Below are 14,768 nucleotides of genomic sequence, written 5' to 3' on the forward strand. Positions count from 1 at the left end.
CGTTGACTCTCCGACACCCTTCCGTATATGTCGCCGCTCTTCGCCGCCGGGGCCCTCTCCGGGGGCGTATCTTTTTTTGCGTTTGCGCTGAGGCTTCAACATGTACGCGGTGATCAAGACCGGCGGCAAGCAGTACCGGGTCCAACCGGGCGACACCATCGTCGTCGAAAAGCTCGACGGCGACGCCGGCGCTGAGCTGAAGTTCGACAGCGTCCTGATGCTGGGCGGCGACAAGGGCGTGACCCTGGGCGCCCCCCTGATCGACGGCGCCTTCGTCGGCGCGACCCTGGTCGAGACCCGCAAGGGTGAGAAGATCAAGATCTTCAAGAAGACCCGTCGCCAGGGCTATCGCCGCACGAACGGCCATCGCCAGATGGAATCGGTCCTGCGCATCACCGGCATCGAAGGCGCCGGCGAGACCGCCAAGTGGGAGGGCAAGGTCGATCTGACCACCAAGGCCGAGATCAACCTGCGCGCTCGCAACCTGGCCGCTCGTGACGCAACGTCCTCGCTGGGTTCGACCGAGACGGTCGTGACCGACGTGGACGGCGCCGAGGTCAAGGGCGTCGTGGTCGAGAGCTCGGCTCCCACCCAAGACTCTGGCAAGAAGGCCCCGGTCAAGAAGAAGGCTGCGCCCAAGGCTGAAGCCGCCGGCGACGAAGCCTAAGACATTCACCGGCGCCTCGGCGCCAGACCTAAGTTACGGACGCGCTCAAGTAGGCCGAAAGGCCGGTAGCGCACCAAGAAAGTACGGAGCGGCAAGATGGCTCACAAGAAATCCGGTGGTTCGTCGCGTAACGGTCGCGACTCCGAGTCGAAGCGCCTTGGCGTGAAGAAGTATGGCGGCGAGCGCGTGCTGGCCGGCAACATCATCGTGCGCCAACGCGGCACCACCTTCCACGCCGGTGAGAACATGGGCATGGGCCGCGACCACACCCTGTTCGCCCTGACGAACGGCGCTGTGAAATTCACCACCAAACGTGGCGGCCGTTGTTACGTGTCGATCCTCGCGGCCAATGACGACGCCGCTCAGGCGATGGCCGCCGAGTAACGCAGTCTGGACCTTCCCGGATCGCGTTGCTCCTGCCAGCAGCCGATCCGGACCAGGGATGATAATCCGCGGGGAGTCTGGATCACCAGGCTCCCCGTTTGCGTTTCCCCGCCTCGAGGACCGTCCGAGCCCTTCAAGGAGATGGTCGACAATCCGAGGCAACGCCCATGTGCGTCATCGAAACCTCTCCTGTCGTCGAGACGCGGCGCCTGATCCTGCGCGCGCCCGCGCCCCAGGATGCGCCGCGCATCGCCGCCCTGGCCAACGACCTGGACATCGCGCGCATGACCAGGCGGATGCCGCATCCGTTTCAGATGCGCGATGCCGACGACTTCGTGCTGCAGGTCGCCTCGCAGGACCCAAGACGAGCCAACACCTTCGTCATCGACCATGAGGACGTGGGGCCCATCGGCGTCATCGGCCTGTTCGAGGGCGAAGACCGGGTGCCGGAAACCGGCTACTGGATCGGGCGCGAATACTGGGGCCGGGGCTTCGCCACCGAGGCGCTGGACGCCGCCCTGGTCTGGGCCAGCCGCAAGTGGAAGCGCCGGGCGCTGGTCGCCGGGCATTTCGCCGACAATCCGGCCTCTGGCCGCGTGCTGGAAAAGGCGGGCTTTCTCTACACCGGAGAGACGCGCCGGGCGTGGAGCCGGGCGCGTCGGGCCGAGGCCGATACCCGCATGATGGTGTGGCTGGCCTGACGGCCAGCCCGCAATGTCAGCCGCCCGCCAGGGCGGGGCCATAAACGGCCGCGACGGCGACGGCGCCCACCACCAGCATGGCGCCCGCGCCAGCGATGAAGGTGGCGATGGTCTTGGACCGGCGACGCCGCATGCCGCCCGCCTTGTATTTGCGGATGATGACCGACGGCCCTCGCGTAAAGGCCTCGGATCCTATGATATTGTGTTGGGACAAGAAAAAAGCTCCCCGAACTCTCGCACAGAAGCAGCGATCAGTCCGGGGCGCTCGTGGTCAGAAGATGGCGATCCGCGTTACCGGGGTCGCATCTTCGTGAGAAGGGGAGTGCGGGTCACAGGGTGACGGAGATGACCCGGCCGCCGCGCGTCTGCACCGACTGCATCAGCACCAGGGGCGCATCGCCCGAGGTGACTGGCACGATCAGGAACCAGCCGCCGTCGGGCAGGGCGTCGAAGCGGAAGCGGCCGTTCTCGCACCGTTCAGAGCGGACATAGTTGCGATAGTCGGCGTTGGCGTCGGCGACGGTCCGGGCGCGGACGACGGCGGCAGGCACGGCCGCGCGCTGGGTCGAGCCGTACAGGGTGCGAATGCGCGCGCGCGTATAGGGCGTGTCCGGCGTCAGGCCGACGCTGGCGACGCAATCAAAGGCCTTGCCGTCCCGGGCGAAGGCGATCTGGCCCTGGATGCTGTTGCGACCGGGCATTTGGGACCAGCCGAAATCGGCCTCGTTGAACGCGGCCGGACCCCCGTTCGGCAGGCCGCCGCCGGCGGTCGGCGCACAGGCGGAGAGGGCTGCGGCGGTCAGGGCGAGAGCCAGGCCAGGGGCGGCGAACGAACGGATCGACATGGGGCTTCCTCCGGGATTTCGGGGTCGTGGGGGACGACGTTCCCCACTATCGCACGACAGGCCGGGCGACTTCCACGCTCAAGATTCCCCCTCTGGACCCGGACCCGACAACGCGCCAAACAGGCCCGACAACGCGCCCAGTCGTCGAGGCGCGACAGCTCGGAAACGCCCCGCATGACCGTCACCTTCGCCGATATCCAAGCCGCGCGCACCCGGATCGCCGGCGCGGTCGACCGCACCCCGACCCGCTATTCCAGAAAGCTGTCGCAGCTGACGGGAGCCGAGGTCTGGGTGAAGTTCGACAATCTTCAATTCACCGGCAGCTTCAAGGAGCGCGGCGCCCTGAACCGGTTGCTGATGCTTAGCCCCGACGAGATGAAGCGCGGCGTGGTGGCCGCCAGCGCAGGCAACCACGCCCAGGCCCTGGCCTATCACGGCGGCCGGCTGGGCGTGCCCGTCACTATCGTGATGCCGCAGGGCACGCCCTTCGCCAAGATCAACGGCACGCGGTCGCACGGGGCGACCGTGGTGATCGAGGGCCTGGACTTCACCGGCTCGACCGAGGCGGCCAAAAGGCTGGAGGCCGAGAAAGGCTATGTCTTCGTCTCGGCCTTTGACGACGAAGGCATCGTGGCGGGCCAGGGCGTCTGCGCCATCGAGCTTCTGGAGGATGCGCCCGAGGTCGAGGCCCTGATCATCCCCATCGGCGGCGGCGGGCTGATTGCGGGCTGCGCCATTGCGGCCAAGGCGATGAAGCCGGACATCAAGGTCTTCGGCGTCGAGGCCGCGCGCTATCCTTCCTTCACCGCCAAACGGGCGGGCAAGCCGCCGGTCTGCACCGGGCAAACCATCGCCGAGGGGATCGCCATCAAGGCGGTTGGCGACATTCCCTTCGCCCTGGCCGACCCGCTGGTGGATGAGGTCTTCGTCTGCGAGGAGCCGCATTTCGAACGGGCCGTCGCCACCTATGTCACCTATGAGAAGACGGTGGCCGAGGGCGCGGGCGCCGGCGGTCTGGCGGCGCTGCTGGCCTATCCCGAGCGGTTCAAGGGGATGAAGGTCGGGCTGGAGCTGTGCGGCGGAAACATCGATGCGCGGATGCTGGCGGTCGTCCTGAACCGCGAAATGGTCCGTGAGCGCAGATTGATCGTCTATCGCATCCTGGGCGACGACCGGCCCGGCATGTTGTCGGCCATGGCGGCGGTGATCGGGGGACTGGGCGGCAACATCATCGACGTGGTCCACAACCGTCTGGCGCTGGACGTGCCGGCCAAGGGCGCCGAGTTCGACATCATGGTCGAAACGCGCGATAGCGCCCACGCCGACGAGATCGGCGAGGCCTTGAAGGAACGCGGCTATGAACTTCGGATGGGGTAGGGCGGCAATCGTCGCGGCCTTCTTGCTGTCGGGCTGCGGCCAGGCCGAGCCGGTCGATCCGAACGCGAGCAAGGCCGAGGCGGCCGCCTTCATGGCCAAGAACGCTACGGAAGAGGGCGTTCAGACCCTGCCCAGCGGCCTGCAATACAAGGTGGTTCAGGCGGGACCGGCCGGCGGCGTCAGCCCGGACCGCAACGACCTGGTCAAGGTCGATTACGAGGGCAAGCTGGTCGACAACAGCGTGTTCGACAGCTCCTTCGCGCGCGGGGCGCCTGCGGTGTTCACGCCTGAGGAAGTGGTCAAGGGTTGGACCGAAGCCTTGCAGAAGATGCGCGTCGGCGACGAATGGCTGCTCTATGTCCCGCCCGAGCTGGGTTATGGCGAGCAGGGCAATCCCAAGATCCCCGCCAACTCGGTGCTGATCTTCCGCCTGAAGCTGCTCGACGTGGCCAAGGTGCCAGGCGGCGGATCGGGCGTCGGCACGGCGATGGGGTGACCCTTACGCAACTCATCTCCTCCCTGCGAAACGAGAGGAGACCTTAAGCGCGTCGCCATTCGCTCAGAACCTGAGGATCGGTCTCGGTCGTCGCCTTGGCCAGGGCCGCGAACTCGTCGGGCGGCGTCAATTGTGACAGGGCCCAGACGGCGGCGCCGCGCACCAGGGGCGAGGGGTCGGCCAGAAGGGCTTTCGTGGGGGCGATCAGGGTCACGTCGGCCGAGTTGCCGACGGCGTAGAGGACGTTTCGCAGGAAGCGGTCGCGGCCGATCCGCTTGACCGGGCTCTTGGTGAACAGGGCGCGGAAGGCGGCGTCGTCCAGCGTCAGCAGGTCATGCAGGCGTGGGCTTTGAAAAGCCGGGCGGGGCGCCAGCCGGATTTCGCGGGCTTCCTGGGCGAACTTGTTCCACGGGCAGACCGCCAGACAGTCGTCGCAGCCATAGATGCGCGATCCGGTCAGGGTGCGGAACTCGATTGGCCAGGGACCGGCGAACTCGATGGTCAGGTAGGACAGGCAGCGCCGGGCGTCGAGCTGGAACGGGGCGGGGAAGGCCTTGGTCGGACAGGCGTCGAGACAGGCGGTGCACCGGCCGCAACGTTCGGTCTCGGCCGCGTCCGGCTCGATCTCGGCGGCGGTCAGGATGGTGCCCAGAAACAGCCAGTTGCCATGGTTGCGGCTGAGCAGATTGGTGTGCTTGCCCTGCCAGCCCAGGCCGGCGCGCTGGGCCAGGGGTTTCTCCATCAGGGGGGCGGTGTCGACGAAGACCTTGATGTCGGCGCCGTTGCGGGCCGCGATCTGGCCGGCCAGCTGTTTCAGCCGGCCCTTGATGACCTCGTGATAGTCGTCGCCACGCGCATAGACCGAGATGTATCCGGCCGAGCCGTCGGCCAGCTGATCCAGCGGGTTCTGCTCAGGGCCGTAGTTCATGCCCAGGACGATGGCGGTCTTGGCCTCCTCCCACATGGCGGTCGGGTGCTGGCGGCGGTCCAGCGTCGTTTCCATCCATTCCATGTCGCCATGCCGACCCTCGTCCACGAAACGCCGCAGTCGCTCGCCCGCCGGCCAGGCGTCGGCCGCCGAGGCGAACCGGCAGACATCGAAGCCGAGCTCGGCCGCGCGCTGGCGGATGAAGGTTTTCAGGCGGTCGGACACGGGCGGGGGATAGCATGAAGTCTCCTCCGTGCGGAGCGGGGAGGTGGCGCGGCGCGTCTTCGCGCCGTGACGGAGGGGTTCTTCAGCGCATCACCGACGTCTGTGGGATTTCAAAAGCCCCTCCACCGCTTCGCGGTCCTCCTCCCCACAAGTGGGGAGGAGACGGTCATGCGCCGTCGAACAGTTCAAGAAGCTGGGCCCGAATGTCAGTGGGCCAGGGGGCGATCAGGGCGGTCAGACGATCGCGGTCGCTGGCGAACAGGGCGCGGCTGGCCTCTTCGAAGTCGGGGGCGTCGCCGGCCATCTCGACCATGAAGCCGTAGGCGGCGTCGGCGCGACGGCGGCGTGCATCGTTGTCGGCGCCGGTCTTGCGGGCCTGTTCCACCAGACGGCGCAGGGCGGCCGAGGCGCCGCCCGGCTGGGTCGCCAGCCAGTCCCAGTGGCGAGGCAAAAGCGTGACCTCGCGCGCGGCGACGCCCAGACGCGGACGGCCGCGCTTTGGAGCCGGAGCCGGTTCTTGTTCCCGAAGATCCAGATCGACCGGCCGACCGGTCGCCAGATCGAACACGCGCAGCGCGGCTTGAGGCGAGGCCGCCAGGGTTTTGCGAAAGGCGGCCGCCACGGCGGCGTCCGAGCCTCTTGCGATGCGTCGCGGGCCGTCGAACAGGACCAGATCACGATCTTCGTCGCTCATGTATTTACCCGGATGAAATTATCCGTCATGTTTATACCCGGATAAATAGGAGAAGGCCATGACGCCGGCAAGTCGCAAGCTGAAGATCGCGGAATACAAGGAGCGGCCGACCATCGCCGGGGTCTTCGCCGTGATCTGCAGCGCGACGGGACAGGTCTGGGTCGGCAAGAGCCGCCATATCGACACCGAACAGAACGGCCTTTGGTTCGCGCTGCGCCACGGCGGCAGTCCCTATCGGTCGCTTGAGGCGGCGTGGCAGGCGCATGCGCCCGAGGACTTTCGGTTCGAACAGCTGGACCGACTGCCGGAGGACATCTCGGACCTGCGGCGCAAGGACGAACTGGTCAGCCGGGCGAAGCTGTGGATCGCGCGGCTGGGGGCGGAAGCGCTTTAGGGGCGCCTAGAAGTCCAAATCCGCGTACCAGGCCGATGGCGGCACGCCGACGAAGCGGTCGGCGAGCAGAGGGCGGAAGCAGGGGCGGGATTTGAGCTTGGAGTACCAGGTCTTTAGGCCTGGCCAGGTCTTCCACTGGATCTCGCCGAAATAGTCCAGCACCGACAGGTGGGCGGCGGCGATCAGATCGGCTTGGGACAGGCGTCGGCCGGCCAGCCAGTCGCGCGCGGCGACCAGGTCTTCGAGCATGGCGAGATGGGATTTCAGGGCGTCGCGGCCGTCGCGCAGGGCGCGGGCCTCGGGCGGGCCGAGCTTGAGCAGGGGTTTCTCCATCCGCTCGTGCAGCAGGACGGCGTCGACCTCGTCCATGAAGCGGCGCTCGAACCAGCCGGTCAGGCGGCGCGCCTCGGCGCGTTCGGCGAGGTCGGCGGGCAGCAGCAGCGGCCCCTTCTGCTGATCCTCGATCCAGCCCAGGATGGCGGGCAGTTCGCACAGCACCAGCGGACGGCCGCGATCCATCGTCTGGATCACAGGGGGCAGGCCGGACGGATTGAAGTCATTGACCGGGCAATCGTCCTCCCACGGACGGACCAGGGTGTCGGTCCATTCGATCCGCGCCTCTCCCAGCGCCAGTCGCGCGGCGCGCGAGGCGGGCTGGAAGGCGAAGTGGAAGAGAACGCAAGGGTCGGCCATCTGCGGTTGATGCGCCCGGACCCGTTAATGCGCGTTTACTGCATTGAAATTGGACGCAAGGTCAGGACCATGGGCCCTTGGGCGCGGGGCCGGTCGGGGCGGGGGCGGCTTGCGGCTCGGCGGGTGCGGCGGCCGGGATCGCGGGCTGCGGACGGGCGTGGCCGCGCGGGTCGGCGTGGATCAGGATGTCGGCGGAGGGATACTGGGCCAGCACCCGGTTTTCGGCGGCGACGACGATGGCGTGTGCGGCGTCCAGCGTCTGGTGCGCGTCCAGGTCGACATGCATCTGGATCATCATCACCTGACCAGACATGCGCGTGCGCAGCTGGTGCACGCCGAAGACCTGGAGGTCGGCCAGGACGGCCTTGGTGATGGCGGCGCGGTCGGCCTCGGGCACGGCGCGGTCCAGCAGGTGGTCGGCGGCGGCCTTCAGCATGCCGGTCGCGCCCCAGAACAGCCAGACGGCGACGACGATGCCGGCCGCTGCATCCAGTCCCGGCGCGCCGAGGAAGGCGCCCGAGATCACCCCGATCAGCACCACGACGTTGGCGGCGAGGTCGGCGGCGTAATGGGCGCGGTCGCCGGCGACGGCGAGGGAGCCGGTCTTCTTCAGCGTCTGGGTCTGCATCCACACCAGCCAGGCGGTGATGGCGATGGCCGCAACCATGACGCCCGTAGCCCAGACGCCGGAGGTCACGGGACGGGGGTCGAAGATGCGCTGCACCCCCTCCCAGGCGATGAAGATGGCCGAGGCGAAAACCAGCCCGGCCTGGACCAGGGCGGACAGGGCCTCGCCCTTGCCATGGCCATAGCGATGGTCCTCGTCAGCCGGCGCGGCGGCCCAGCGCACCGCGAAGAAGGTGGTCAGGGACGCCGCCAGATCCAGAACCGAATCCGCCAGGGTCGCCAGGATGGAGACTGAGCCTGAGGCGCCCAGCGCAAAGGCCTTCATCGCGATCAGCACCACCGCGACCCCGACCGACAGGCGGGTGATGCGGCGCGTGGCCAGATGGGCGTCGTCGAGCGAGGCGGGGGCGGGGGCGGGCGTCGTCATTGTCGGCTTCTTCTCGCGCAATCGTGGCTGAAAGCCAACCGCTGGCCCAAACGGGTCGTTCCGTCAGAAACGATCATGCTCTAGGGGGAAGGCATCCGGGCGCGGCGCGTTCCGGGCGCATTGGTTTTCGAGGGTCTCATGTCGGACTGGCTTGCCGCCATTATTCTGGGTCTGGTCGAGGGGCTCACCGAGTTCATTCCGGTCTCGTCCACTGGCCATATGCTGCTGCTGGGCCACTTCATGGGCTTCGAGAGCGCGGGCAAGACGTTCGAGATCGTGATCCAGTTGGGCGCCCTGCTGGCCATCGTCAGCGTCTATTTCAAAAAGCTGTGGACCTTGGCGACGCGCTGGCCCTTCGACGCCGAGGCGCGCCGGTTCCTGATCGGGCTTTTGGTCGCCTTCGCGCCGGCTGTCGTGATCGGTTTCCTGGCCTATGACTTCATCAAGACGGTGCTGTTCGAGACGCCGCAGGTGGTGTGCATCGCCCTGATCGTCGGCGGGGTGATCCTGCTGCTGCTGGACCGGATGGACAAGAAGCCCCGCTGGCTGGACGCCGAGGCCTATCCGATGCGAATCTATTTCCTGATCGGCCTGTTCCAGTGCCTGGCCATGATCCCCGGCGTGTCGCGGTCCGGCGCCACCATCGCCGGCGGCCTTCTGCTGAAGACCGACAAGCGGTCGGCGGCCGAGTTCAGCTTCTTTCTGGCCCTGCCCACCATGGGGGCGGCGGTGGCCTATGACCTGCTGAAGAACCACAAGACGCTGGATTTCAGCGACATCGGCCTGATCGTCGTGGGTTTCGTCGTGGCCTTCATCTCGGCGCTGGCGGTGGTGCGGTTCCTGCTGGATTTCGTCTCCAAGCGCGGCTTCGGCGTCTTCGCCTGGTGGCGGATCGTGGTTGGGGTCGTGGGTCTGGCGCTGTTGCAGGCGGGGTTCTGAGACCATGACCACACTTCTTTACGGCCGCCCGCCGGTCGTCTTCGATCCGCCCGGCGATGCAATCCAGACCTCGCCCCTGATCCCCGACTCGGCTGCGCTGGAGGCGCAGGAACCGGGCTCGGCCGATAGCGTCATGATCTACGCCCCGCCCGGCGTGCTGGAGCGGCGCTGTGTGCTGGCCCTGGCGCTGAAGGCGCTGAAGGTCGGCGGACGGCTGGATGTCATGGCGCCCAAGGACAAGGGCGGATCGCGCCTGGGCAAGGAGCTCAAAGGGTTCGGGCTCGAGGTCGCCGAGACGGCCAAGGCGCACCATCGCCGCTGCATCGTCATTCGGCCCGAAACGGTCGAGGGGTTGGACGAGGCTATCGCCGCGGGCGGACCGCAGATCGTGCCGGGACTGGAAGCCTGGTCGCAGCCCGGCGTATTCGCCTGGGACCGGATCGATCCGGGCTCGGCGCTGCTGGCCGAACATCTGCCGGCGATGAAGGGTGAGGGGGTGGATCTGGGCTGCGGCTATGGCGCGTTGTCGATCGTGGTGCTGCGCTCGCCTGCCGTGACCAAGCTGAAGATGGTCGATCTGGACCGCCGCGCCATCAAAGCCGCTCGCCGCAATATCGAGGACGACCGCGCCAAGGTTTGGTGGTCGGACGCCCGCACCCTGGAGGCCAAGGGCGACAAGGATTTCGTCGTCAGCAATCCGCCCTTCCACGACGGCGGGGCCGAGGACCGTCGGCTGGGTCAGGCCTTCATCCGCAAGGCGGCCGAGCTTCTGAAAAAGGGCGGCGTCGCCTGGGTCGTTGCCAACCGGCACCTGCCGTATGAGGCCGAGTTGAATGCGGCGTTCAAGCGGGTGCGGCTGGTCGCCGAGGCGGGCGGCTACAAGCTGTTCGAGGCGGTGAAGTGACCGCGCTCAAGCAGTCCGAAGGGCGGTAGCGCATGAAGAAAGTCCCGACGTCGAGGGTCGATCGTCTGCTGGGCTCGATGGGCTATGGTTCACGCGCCGAGATGGCGCGGATGGCCAAGGCGGGCGGCATCGTGCTGGATGGGACGGACCTGACGGACGTGTCCAAACGTATCGCCGTGACGCCCGATCTGCCGAGCCGGATGGAGATCGATGGCGAGCCGCTGGATCCGGTGCAGGGTCTGGTGATCTTGCTGAACAAGCCGCTGGGCATGACCTGTTCTCATAAGGAAGAGGGGGCGCTGGTCTATGACATCCTGCCGGGACGGTGGCGGGCGCGCGATCCCGCCATCTCGACCATCGGACGGCTGGACAAGCAGACGACGGGTCTGCTGCTGCTGACCGACGACGGCGATCTTCTGCACCGGGTGATTTCGCCCAAGCGCCACGTGGCCAAGGTTTACCGGGCGGGTCTGGCGCGGCCGCTGACCGGAAAGGAAGGCGCGCTGTTCGCTTCGGGCGAGCTTGTGCTGGAGGGCGAGGACAAGCCGTTGGCGCCGGCGGTGCTGGAGGTGGTGTCGCCGACCGAGGCTCTGCTGACGGTGACGGAAGGCCGCTATCACCAGGTGCGCCGGATGTTCGCCGCCTCCGGCAACCACGTCGAGACCCTGCATCGCGAACGGCTGGGGGGACTGGTCCTGCCCGCCGATCTGGCGCCCGGTCAGTGGCGGCTGGCGACGGCGAAGGAGGTCGCCTCGATCTTCACGGCGCCCGAGAGCCTGGATTGAAGCTCTTGACGCCTGCAAGATCGGACGCGCAGGTCGAGGGATGACCACCAAGATCAAGATTTGCGGCCTGACCACGTCGGACACGCTGGACGTCGCCCTGCAGAGTGGGGCGGACTTCGTGGGGGCGGTGGTGTTTCCCAAAAGCCCGCGCCATTTGGCGCCCGAAACCGCCGCCTCCCTGTTCGAGCGGGCGCGGGGGCGGGCGAAGATCGTGGCGGTGACGGTCGATCCCGACGACGCCATGCTGCAACAGATCGCCCGGACGCTGAGGCCCGATTTCATCCAACTGCATGGGTCGGAAACGGCGCAGCGGGCGGAACAGGTGCGGGCGCGGACGGGGGCGGGGGTGATCAAAGCCTTGCCCATCCGCCAGGCGGACGACTTCGCCGCCGCCGATGCGTGGGATGATCAGGCCGATCATCTGATGTTCGACGCCAAGCCTCCCGAGGGGTCGGCGCTGCCCGGCGGGGTGGGGCACAGCTTTGATTGGACCCTGCTGTCCGGTCGCGCCTTCCGCCGTCCGTGGTTCTTGGCGGGTGGTCTGAACCCGGACAATGTCGCCGAGGCGCTGAAGATGACGGGCGCGCCGATGGTCGATGTGTCCTCTGGCGTGGAAAGCGCGCCGGGTGTTAAGGACGCCGGCCGGATCGCGACCTTCATCCAAAACGCGCGCCGGTCGTAATTGCGACGCCTCTCCGCGTGAAAGTCGAAACCGTGAACGCCCAGACCTCCATCCAAGCCGCCGATCCCGCCCAGCCGCTGCCGAACGCCTATGCCTGGCCGGACGCGCAGGGTCGCTTCGGTCCGTATGGCGGTCAGTTCGTGGCCGAGACCCTGATGCCGCTGATCCATGAGCTGGACGCGGCCTACAAGGCGGCCAAGGCGGACCCCAGCTTCCAGGCCGAGCTGGATGGTTATCTGGAGCATTACGTCGGTCGCGAGAGCCCGCTGTATTTCGCCGAGCGCCTGACCGAACATTTCGGCGGGGCCAACATCTGGCTGAAGCGCGAGGACCTGAACCATACGGGCGCGCACAAGATCAACAACTGCATGGGCCAGATCCTGCTGGCCCGTCGCATGGGCAAGACGCGCATCATCGCCGAGACCGGCGCGGGGCAGCACGGCGTCGCCTCGGCGACCGTGTCGGCGCGGTTCGGCCTGCCCTGCACGGTCTATATGGGCGCGGTGGACGTGGAGCGGCAGCAGCCGAACGTGTTCCGCATGCGTCTGCTGGGTTCGGAAGTCTTCTCCGTCACGGCCGGCGCCGCGACCCTGAAGGACGCGATGAACGAGGCGATGCGCGACTGGGTTACCAACGTCTCGGACACCTATTACATCATCGGCACGGCGGCAGGTCCGCACCCCTATCCGGCCATGGTGCGTGATTTCCAGTCGGTGATCGGCAAGGAGATCAAGAGCCAGTCGATGGCCCGGATGGGCAAGCTGCCCGAAGCGGTGGTCGCCTGCATCGGCGGCGGCTCGAACGCCATCGGCGCCTTCCACCCCTTCATCGAGGACGAGGCCGTGCGCCTGATCGGCGTCGAGGCGGCGGGCCACGGGCTGGATACGCCGGACCACGCGGCCTCGCTGAAGGGCGGTCGTTCGGGCGTGTTGCACGGCAACCGGACCTATCTGTTGCAGGACGAGGACGGCAATATCGTCGAGGGCCATTCGATCTCGGCCGGGCTGGACTATCCCGGCATCGGGCCCGAACACGCCTGGCTGCACGACATCGGCCGGGCCGAATATCGGTCGGCGACGGACAATGAGGCGCTGGAGGCGTTCCAGCTGTGCTCGAAGCTGGAAGGCATCATCCCGGCGCTGGAACCAGCCCACGCGCTGGCGCGGACGGGCGAAGTGGCGCGCGAAGTCGGCAAGGGCGGCGACGTCGTCCTGCTGATGTCGGGGCGCGGCGACAAGGACATCTTCCAGGTCGCCAAACATCTGGGAGTGAACCTGTGATCCGTACTCTTGTTGCGGCGACCGCCGTCCTGAGCCTGTCCGCCGCCGTTGTGCAGGCCCAGACGCCTACCCCGACGCCGGCCCCCGCTGCGCCGCAAGGCGGTCCGGCCGACGTCGGCCTGCTGCCCAGTGCCGAACTGTCGCCCGATTGCGGGGGGCTGAACAATCTGACGGGGCGGGCCTATTGCGTGACCGCGCAGCTGGGCCAGATCGGCGCTCTGGCCGACGCCTATATCGCCGATCTGGAAACCAAGAACTGGCTGGCCGCCGGCGGCGACGACAACCGCGTCGTCTTCATCAAGCGCCGCGAGGCCGGCGGCTGCGACGGCATGCAGATGGTCGCCTTCTACGACACCACCAAGACCGCCGTCGCCGAACTGCCCGGCTATCTGGGCTTCGCCACCATTCCGGGCGACGTGTGCGCAGCTTCTGCGGCCGCGGCCCCAGCCGACGGAACCGTGCCGCAATGATCGCGCTAGCCATGGCTGCTTTTATATTCGCCGGGTCAGAAGTTCTGTTGCCTGGGCAGGCTGACCTGCCCTTGATGCGAGGTGCTCGTCTTGCGCCCGAATGCGCCGAGGTGTTGCCAGCGGATCGGGAAGGCCCTGCTCTGACCTGTATCGCTGTGCCCATGCGTCGTGCGAACGATATGGTGTTCGCCTATAGTCGACAGGCTCAACGACAAGGCTGGCAGGATGCGGGCGGGGCGGCGAGCGCGCTTTTCCTGACCCGCCCGGCTACGCCCGAACGGTGTGCGCAGCGGCTGACACTAATAGCCTTCTGGGATCCCGCTCGCGCCGATCCTCCAGCGCCCAACGAAGACGTGTTCATCGGCATGGCCGTGGAGTCGCAAAACTGCAAGGAGGCGGGCTGATGACCACCGCCCGTATCGACGCGCGCTTCAAGGCGCTGAAGGCCGAGGGCCGTGCGGCCTTCATTCCTTATGTGATGGGCGGCGATCCGTCGCGCGAAGAGGCGTTGGCGATCCTGAACGGCCTGCCGGCTGCGGGCGCGGACATCATCGAACTGGGCTTTCCGTTCAGCGATCCGATGGCCGAGGGGCCGCCGATCCAGCGGGCGGCGATCCGGGGCATGGCGGCGGGTTTCGGCCTGCGCTCGACCATGGATCTGGCCAGGGAATTCCGTCAGGGCGACGACGCGACGCCCATCGTGCTGATGGGGTATCTGAACCCGATCGAGAGCCTGGGCTATGACGCCTTCGCCGCCTATGCCGCCGACTGCGGCATCGACGGGCTGATCGTGGTGGACTGTCCGCCGGAAGAGGCCGGGCCGCTGATCGCGGCGCTGGACAAGGTGTCGATCTCGCTGATCCGCCTGGCGACGCCGACCTCTGACGACGACCGGCTGAAGATCGTGGTCCAGGGCACCTCGGGCTTCGTCTACTACGTCGCCGTCGCGGGCGTGACGGGCGTCAAGGAAGCGAACGCCGACCTCGTCGCGCCGGCGGTTGAGCGGGTGCGCAAGGCCTCGGGCCTGCCGGTCGCGGTCGGCTTTGGGGTCAAGACGCCGGAACGGGCCGCCGAGATCGCCCGCGTCGCCGATGCGGTGGTCGTGGGCTCGGCCCTGGTGGATGAGGTGGCGGCGGCGCTGGAGGCGAACGAACCTGTTGCGCCGCGCGTTCTGGCCCGGGTGAGGGCGCTGGGTGATGCGGTTCGCTCCGTCGCCGCTAGTGCTTCCGTGGCGGAAACCGTCTAAGAGC

Annotated in this window: 20 protein-coding genes; 14 read left to right on the plus strand and 6 right to left on the minus strand. The window is 67.5% G+C overall.

The genetic code is table 11. The annotated features are described in order from the left end of the window. The first annotated feature begins 100 nt into the window (after positions 1-100). From rplU to HNP47_RS14555, 3 genes are all read left to right on the plus strand, one after another. Positions 101-667 (plus strand): 50S ribosomal protein L21, encoded by a 567-nt coding sequence (rplU, locus tag HNP47_RS14545; RefSeq protein ID WP_184280114.1) that lies wholly within the window; start codon positions 101-103, stop codon positions 665-667. Between the two features lie 96 nt (positions 668-763). Next, the gene (rpmA, locus tag HNP47_RS14550; protein ID WP_039244031.1) at positions 764-1,051 is read left to right on the plus strand and encodes a 50S ribosomal protein L27; all 288 of its coding nucleotides are present in this window, start codon (positions 764-766) and stop codon (positions 1,049-1,051) included. A gap of 167 nt (positions 1,052-1,218) precedes the next feature. Next, on the plus strand, positions 1,219-1,752 hold the full coding sequence (locus HNP47_RS14555) for a GNAT family N-acetyltransferase (protein ID WP_184280115.1): 534 nt from the start codon (positions 1,219-1,221) through the stop codon (positions 1,750-1,752). Positions 1,753-1,768: 16 nt separating this feature from the next. Here the strand turns inward: HNP47_RS14555 and HNP47_RS14560 are convergent, their stop codons facing one another. Both HNP47_RS14560 and HNP47_RS14565 read right to left on the minus strand, forming a co-directional pair. Beyond that, positions 1,769-1,966 carry a hypothetical protein gene (locus HNP47_RS14560; RefSeq protein WP_039244035.1) on the minus strand — a complete coding sequence of 66 codons (198 nt, stop codon included), beginning with the start codon at positions 1,964-1,966 and terminating at the stop codon, positions 1,769-1,771. A 115-nt stretch (positions 1,967-2,081) separates the two neighbouring features. Beyond that, a complete protein-coding gene (locus HNP47_RS14565) occupies positions 2,082-2,597 on the minus strand; it encodes a hypothetical protein (RefSeq protein ID WP_184280116.1) in 516 nt (171 codons plus the stop codon). A 174-nt stretch (positions 2,598-2,771) separates the two neighbouring features. Here HNP47_RS14565 and HNP47_RS14570 point away from each other — a divergent pair, with 174 nt between their 5' ends. Beyond that, on the plus strand, positions 2,772-3,974 hold the full coding sequence (locus tag HNP47_RS14570) for a threonine ammonia-lyase (RefSeq protein ID WP_184280117.1): 1,203 nt from the start codon (positions 2,772-2,774) through the stop codon (positions 3,972-3,974). Further along, on the plus strand, positions 3,955-4,470 hold the full coding sequence (locus HNP47_RS14575) for an FKBP-type peptidyl-prolyl cis-trans isomerase (protein ID WP_184280118.1): 516 nt from the start codon (positions 3,955-3,957) through the stop codon (positions 4,468-4,470). The genes HNP47_RS14570 and HNP47_RS14575 overlap by 20 nt, the downstream gene beginning before the upstream one ends. A 43-nt stretch (positions 4,471-4,513) precedes the next feature. Here the strand turns inward: HNP47_RS14575 and queG are convergent, their stop codons facing one another. Next, positions 4,514-5,623, minus strand: coding sequence for a tRNA epoxyqueuosine(34) reductase QueG (gene queG, locus HNP47_RS14580; protein WP_184280119.1), 1,110 nt, complete (start codon positions 5,621-5,623; stop codon positions 4,514-4,516). Positions 5,624-5,789: 166 nt separating this feature from the next. After that, positions 5,790-6,317 (minus strand): DUF2239 family protein, encoded by a 528-nt coding sequence (locus tag HNP47_RS14585; protein ID WP_184280120.1) that lies wholly within the window; start codon positions 6,315-6,317, stop codon positions 5,790-5,792. A 58-nt stretch (positions 6,318-6,375) separates the two neighbouring features. Here HNP47_RS14585 and HNP47_RS14590 point away from each other — a divergent pair, with 58 nt between their 5' ends. Beyond that, on the plus strand, positions 6,376-6,711 hold the full coding sequence (locus HNP47_RS14590; protein ID WP_184280121.1) for a GIY-YIG nuclease family protein: 336 nt from the start codon (positions 6,376-6,378) through the stop codon (positions 6,709-6,711). A gap of 6 nt (positions 6,712-6,717) precedes the next feature. On the opposite strand, the gene HNP47_RS14595 is transcribed toward HNP47_RS14590, so the two are convergent. Both HNP47_RS14595 and HNP47_RS14600 read right to left on the minus strand, forming a co-directional pair. Continuing rightward, positions 6,718-7,404 (minus strand): glutathione S-transferase family protein, encoded by a 687-nt coding sequence (locus tag HNP47_RS14595; RefSeq protein WP_184280122.1) that lies wholly within the window; start codon positions 7,402-7,404, stop codon positions 6,718-6,720. A gap of 61 nt (positions 7,405-7,465) precedes the next feature. Then, a complete protein-coding gene (locus HNP47_RS14600; RefSeq protein WP_184280123.1) occupies positions 7,466-8,458 on the minus strand; it encodes a cation diffusion facilitator family transporter in 993 nt (330 codons plus the stop codon). Positions 8,459-8,596: 138 nt separating this feature from the next. Here HNP47_RS14600 and HNP47_RS14605 point away from each other — a divergent pair, with 138 nt between their 5' ends. The 8 genes from HNP47_RS14605 (at position 8,597) to trpA (ending at position 14,764) form a co-directional block, all read left to right on the plus strand. Then, positions 8,597-9,397 (plus strand): undecaprenyl-diphosphate phosphatase, encoded by an 801-nt coding sequence (locus HNP47_RS14605; protein ID WP_112863434.1) that lies wholly within the window; start codon positions 8,597-8,599, stop codon positions 9,395-9,397. 4 nt (positions 9,398-9,401) lie between these two features. Next, positions 9,402-10,301 carry a class I SAM-dependent methyltransferase gene (locus HNP47_RS14610; protein ID WP_184280124.1) on the plus strand — a complete coding sequence of 300 codons (900 nt, stop codon included), beginning with the start codon at positions 9,402-9,404 and terminating at the stop codon, positions 10,299-10,301. A gap of 32 nt (positions 10,302-10,333) precedes the next feature. After that, positions 10,334-11,086, plus strand: a complete 753-nt coding sequence (locus HNP47_RS14615; RefSeq protein WP_184280125.1) for a pseudouridine synthase — start codon at positions 10,334-10,336, stop codon at positions 11,084-11,086. 40 nt (positions 11,087-11,126) lie between these two features. Next, positions 11,127-11,768, plus strand: a complete 642-nt coding sequence (locus HNP47_RS14620) for a phosphoribosylanthranilate isomerase (RefSeq protein ID WP_184280126.1) — start codon at positions 11,127-11,129, stop codon at positions 11,766-11,768. A gap of 77 nt (positions 11,769-11,845) precedes the next feature. Further along, a complete protein-coding gene (gene trpB, locus HNP47_RS14625; protein WP_184280215.1) occupies positions 11,846-13,048 on the plus strand; it encodes a tryptophan synthase subunit beta in 1,203 nt (400 codons plus the stop codon). Next, the gene (locus HNP47_RS14630; RefSeq protein ID WP_184280127.1) at positions 13,045-13,518 is read left to right on the plus strand and encodes a hypothetical protein; all 474 of its coding nucleotides are present in this window, start codon (positions 13,045-13,047) and stop codon (positions 13,516-13,518) included. Before trpB ends, HNP47_RS14630 begins: the two co-directional genes overlap by 4 nt. Then, positions 13,515-13,922: a hypothetical protein gene (locus tag HNP47_RS14635; protein ID WP_184280128.1), complete on the plus strand. Its 408-nt coding sequence runs from the start codon at positions 13,515-13,517 to the stop codon at positions 13,920-13,922. The genes HNP47_RS14630 and HNP47_RS14635 overlap by 4 nt, the downstream gene beginning before the upstream one ends. Continuing rightward, positions 13,922-14,764, plus strand: coding sequence for a tryptophan synthase subunit alpha (trpA, locus tag HNP47_RS14640; RefSeq protein ID WP_184280129.1), 843 nt, complete (start codon positions 13,922-13,924; stop codon positions 14,762-14,764). The genes HNP47_RS14635 and trpA overlap by 1 nt, the downstream gene beginning before the upstream one ends. Positions 14,765-14,768 lie beyond the last annotated feature (4 nt).

This window comes from Brevundimonas vesicularis (assembly GCF_014204545.1).
Lineage (GTDB): Bacteria > Pseudomonadota > Alphaproteobacteria > Caulobacterales > Caulobacteraceae > Brevundimonas > Brevundimonas vesicularis_B.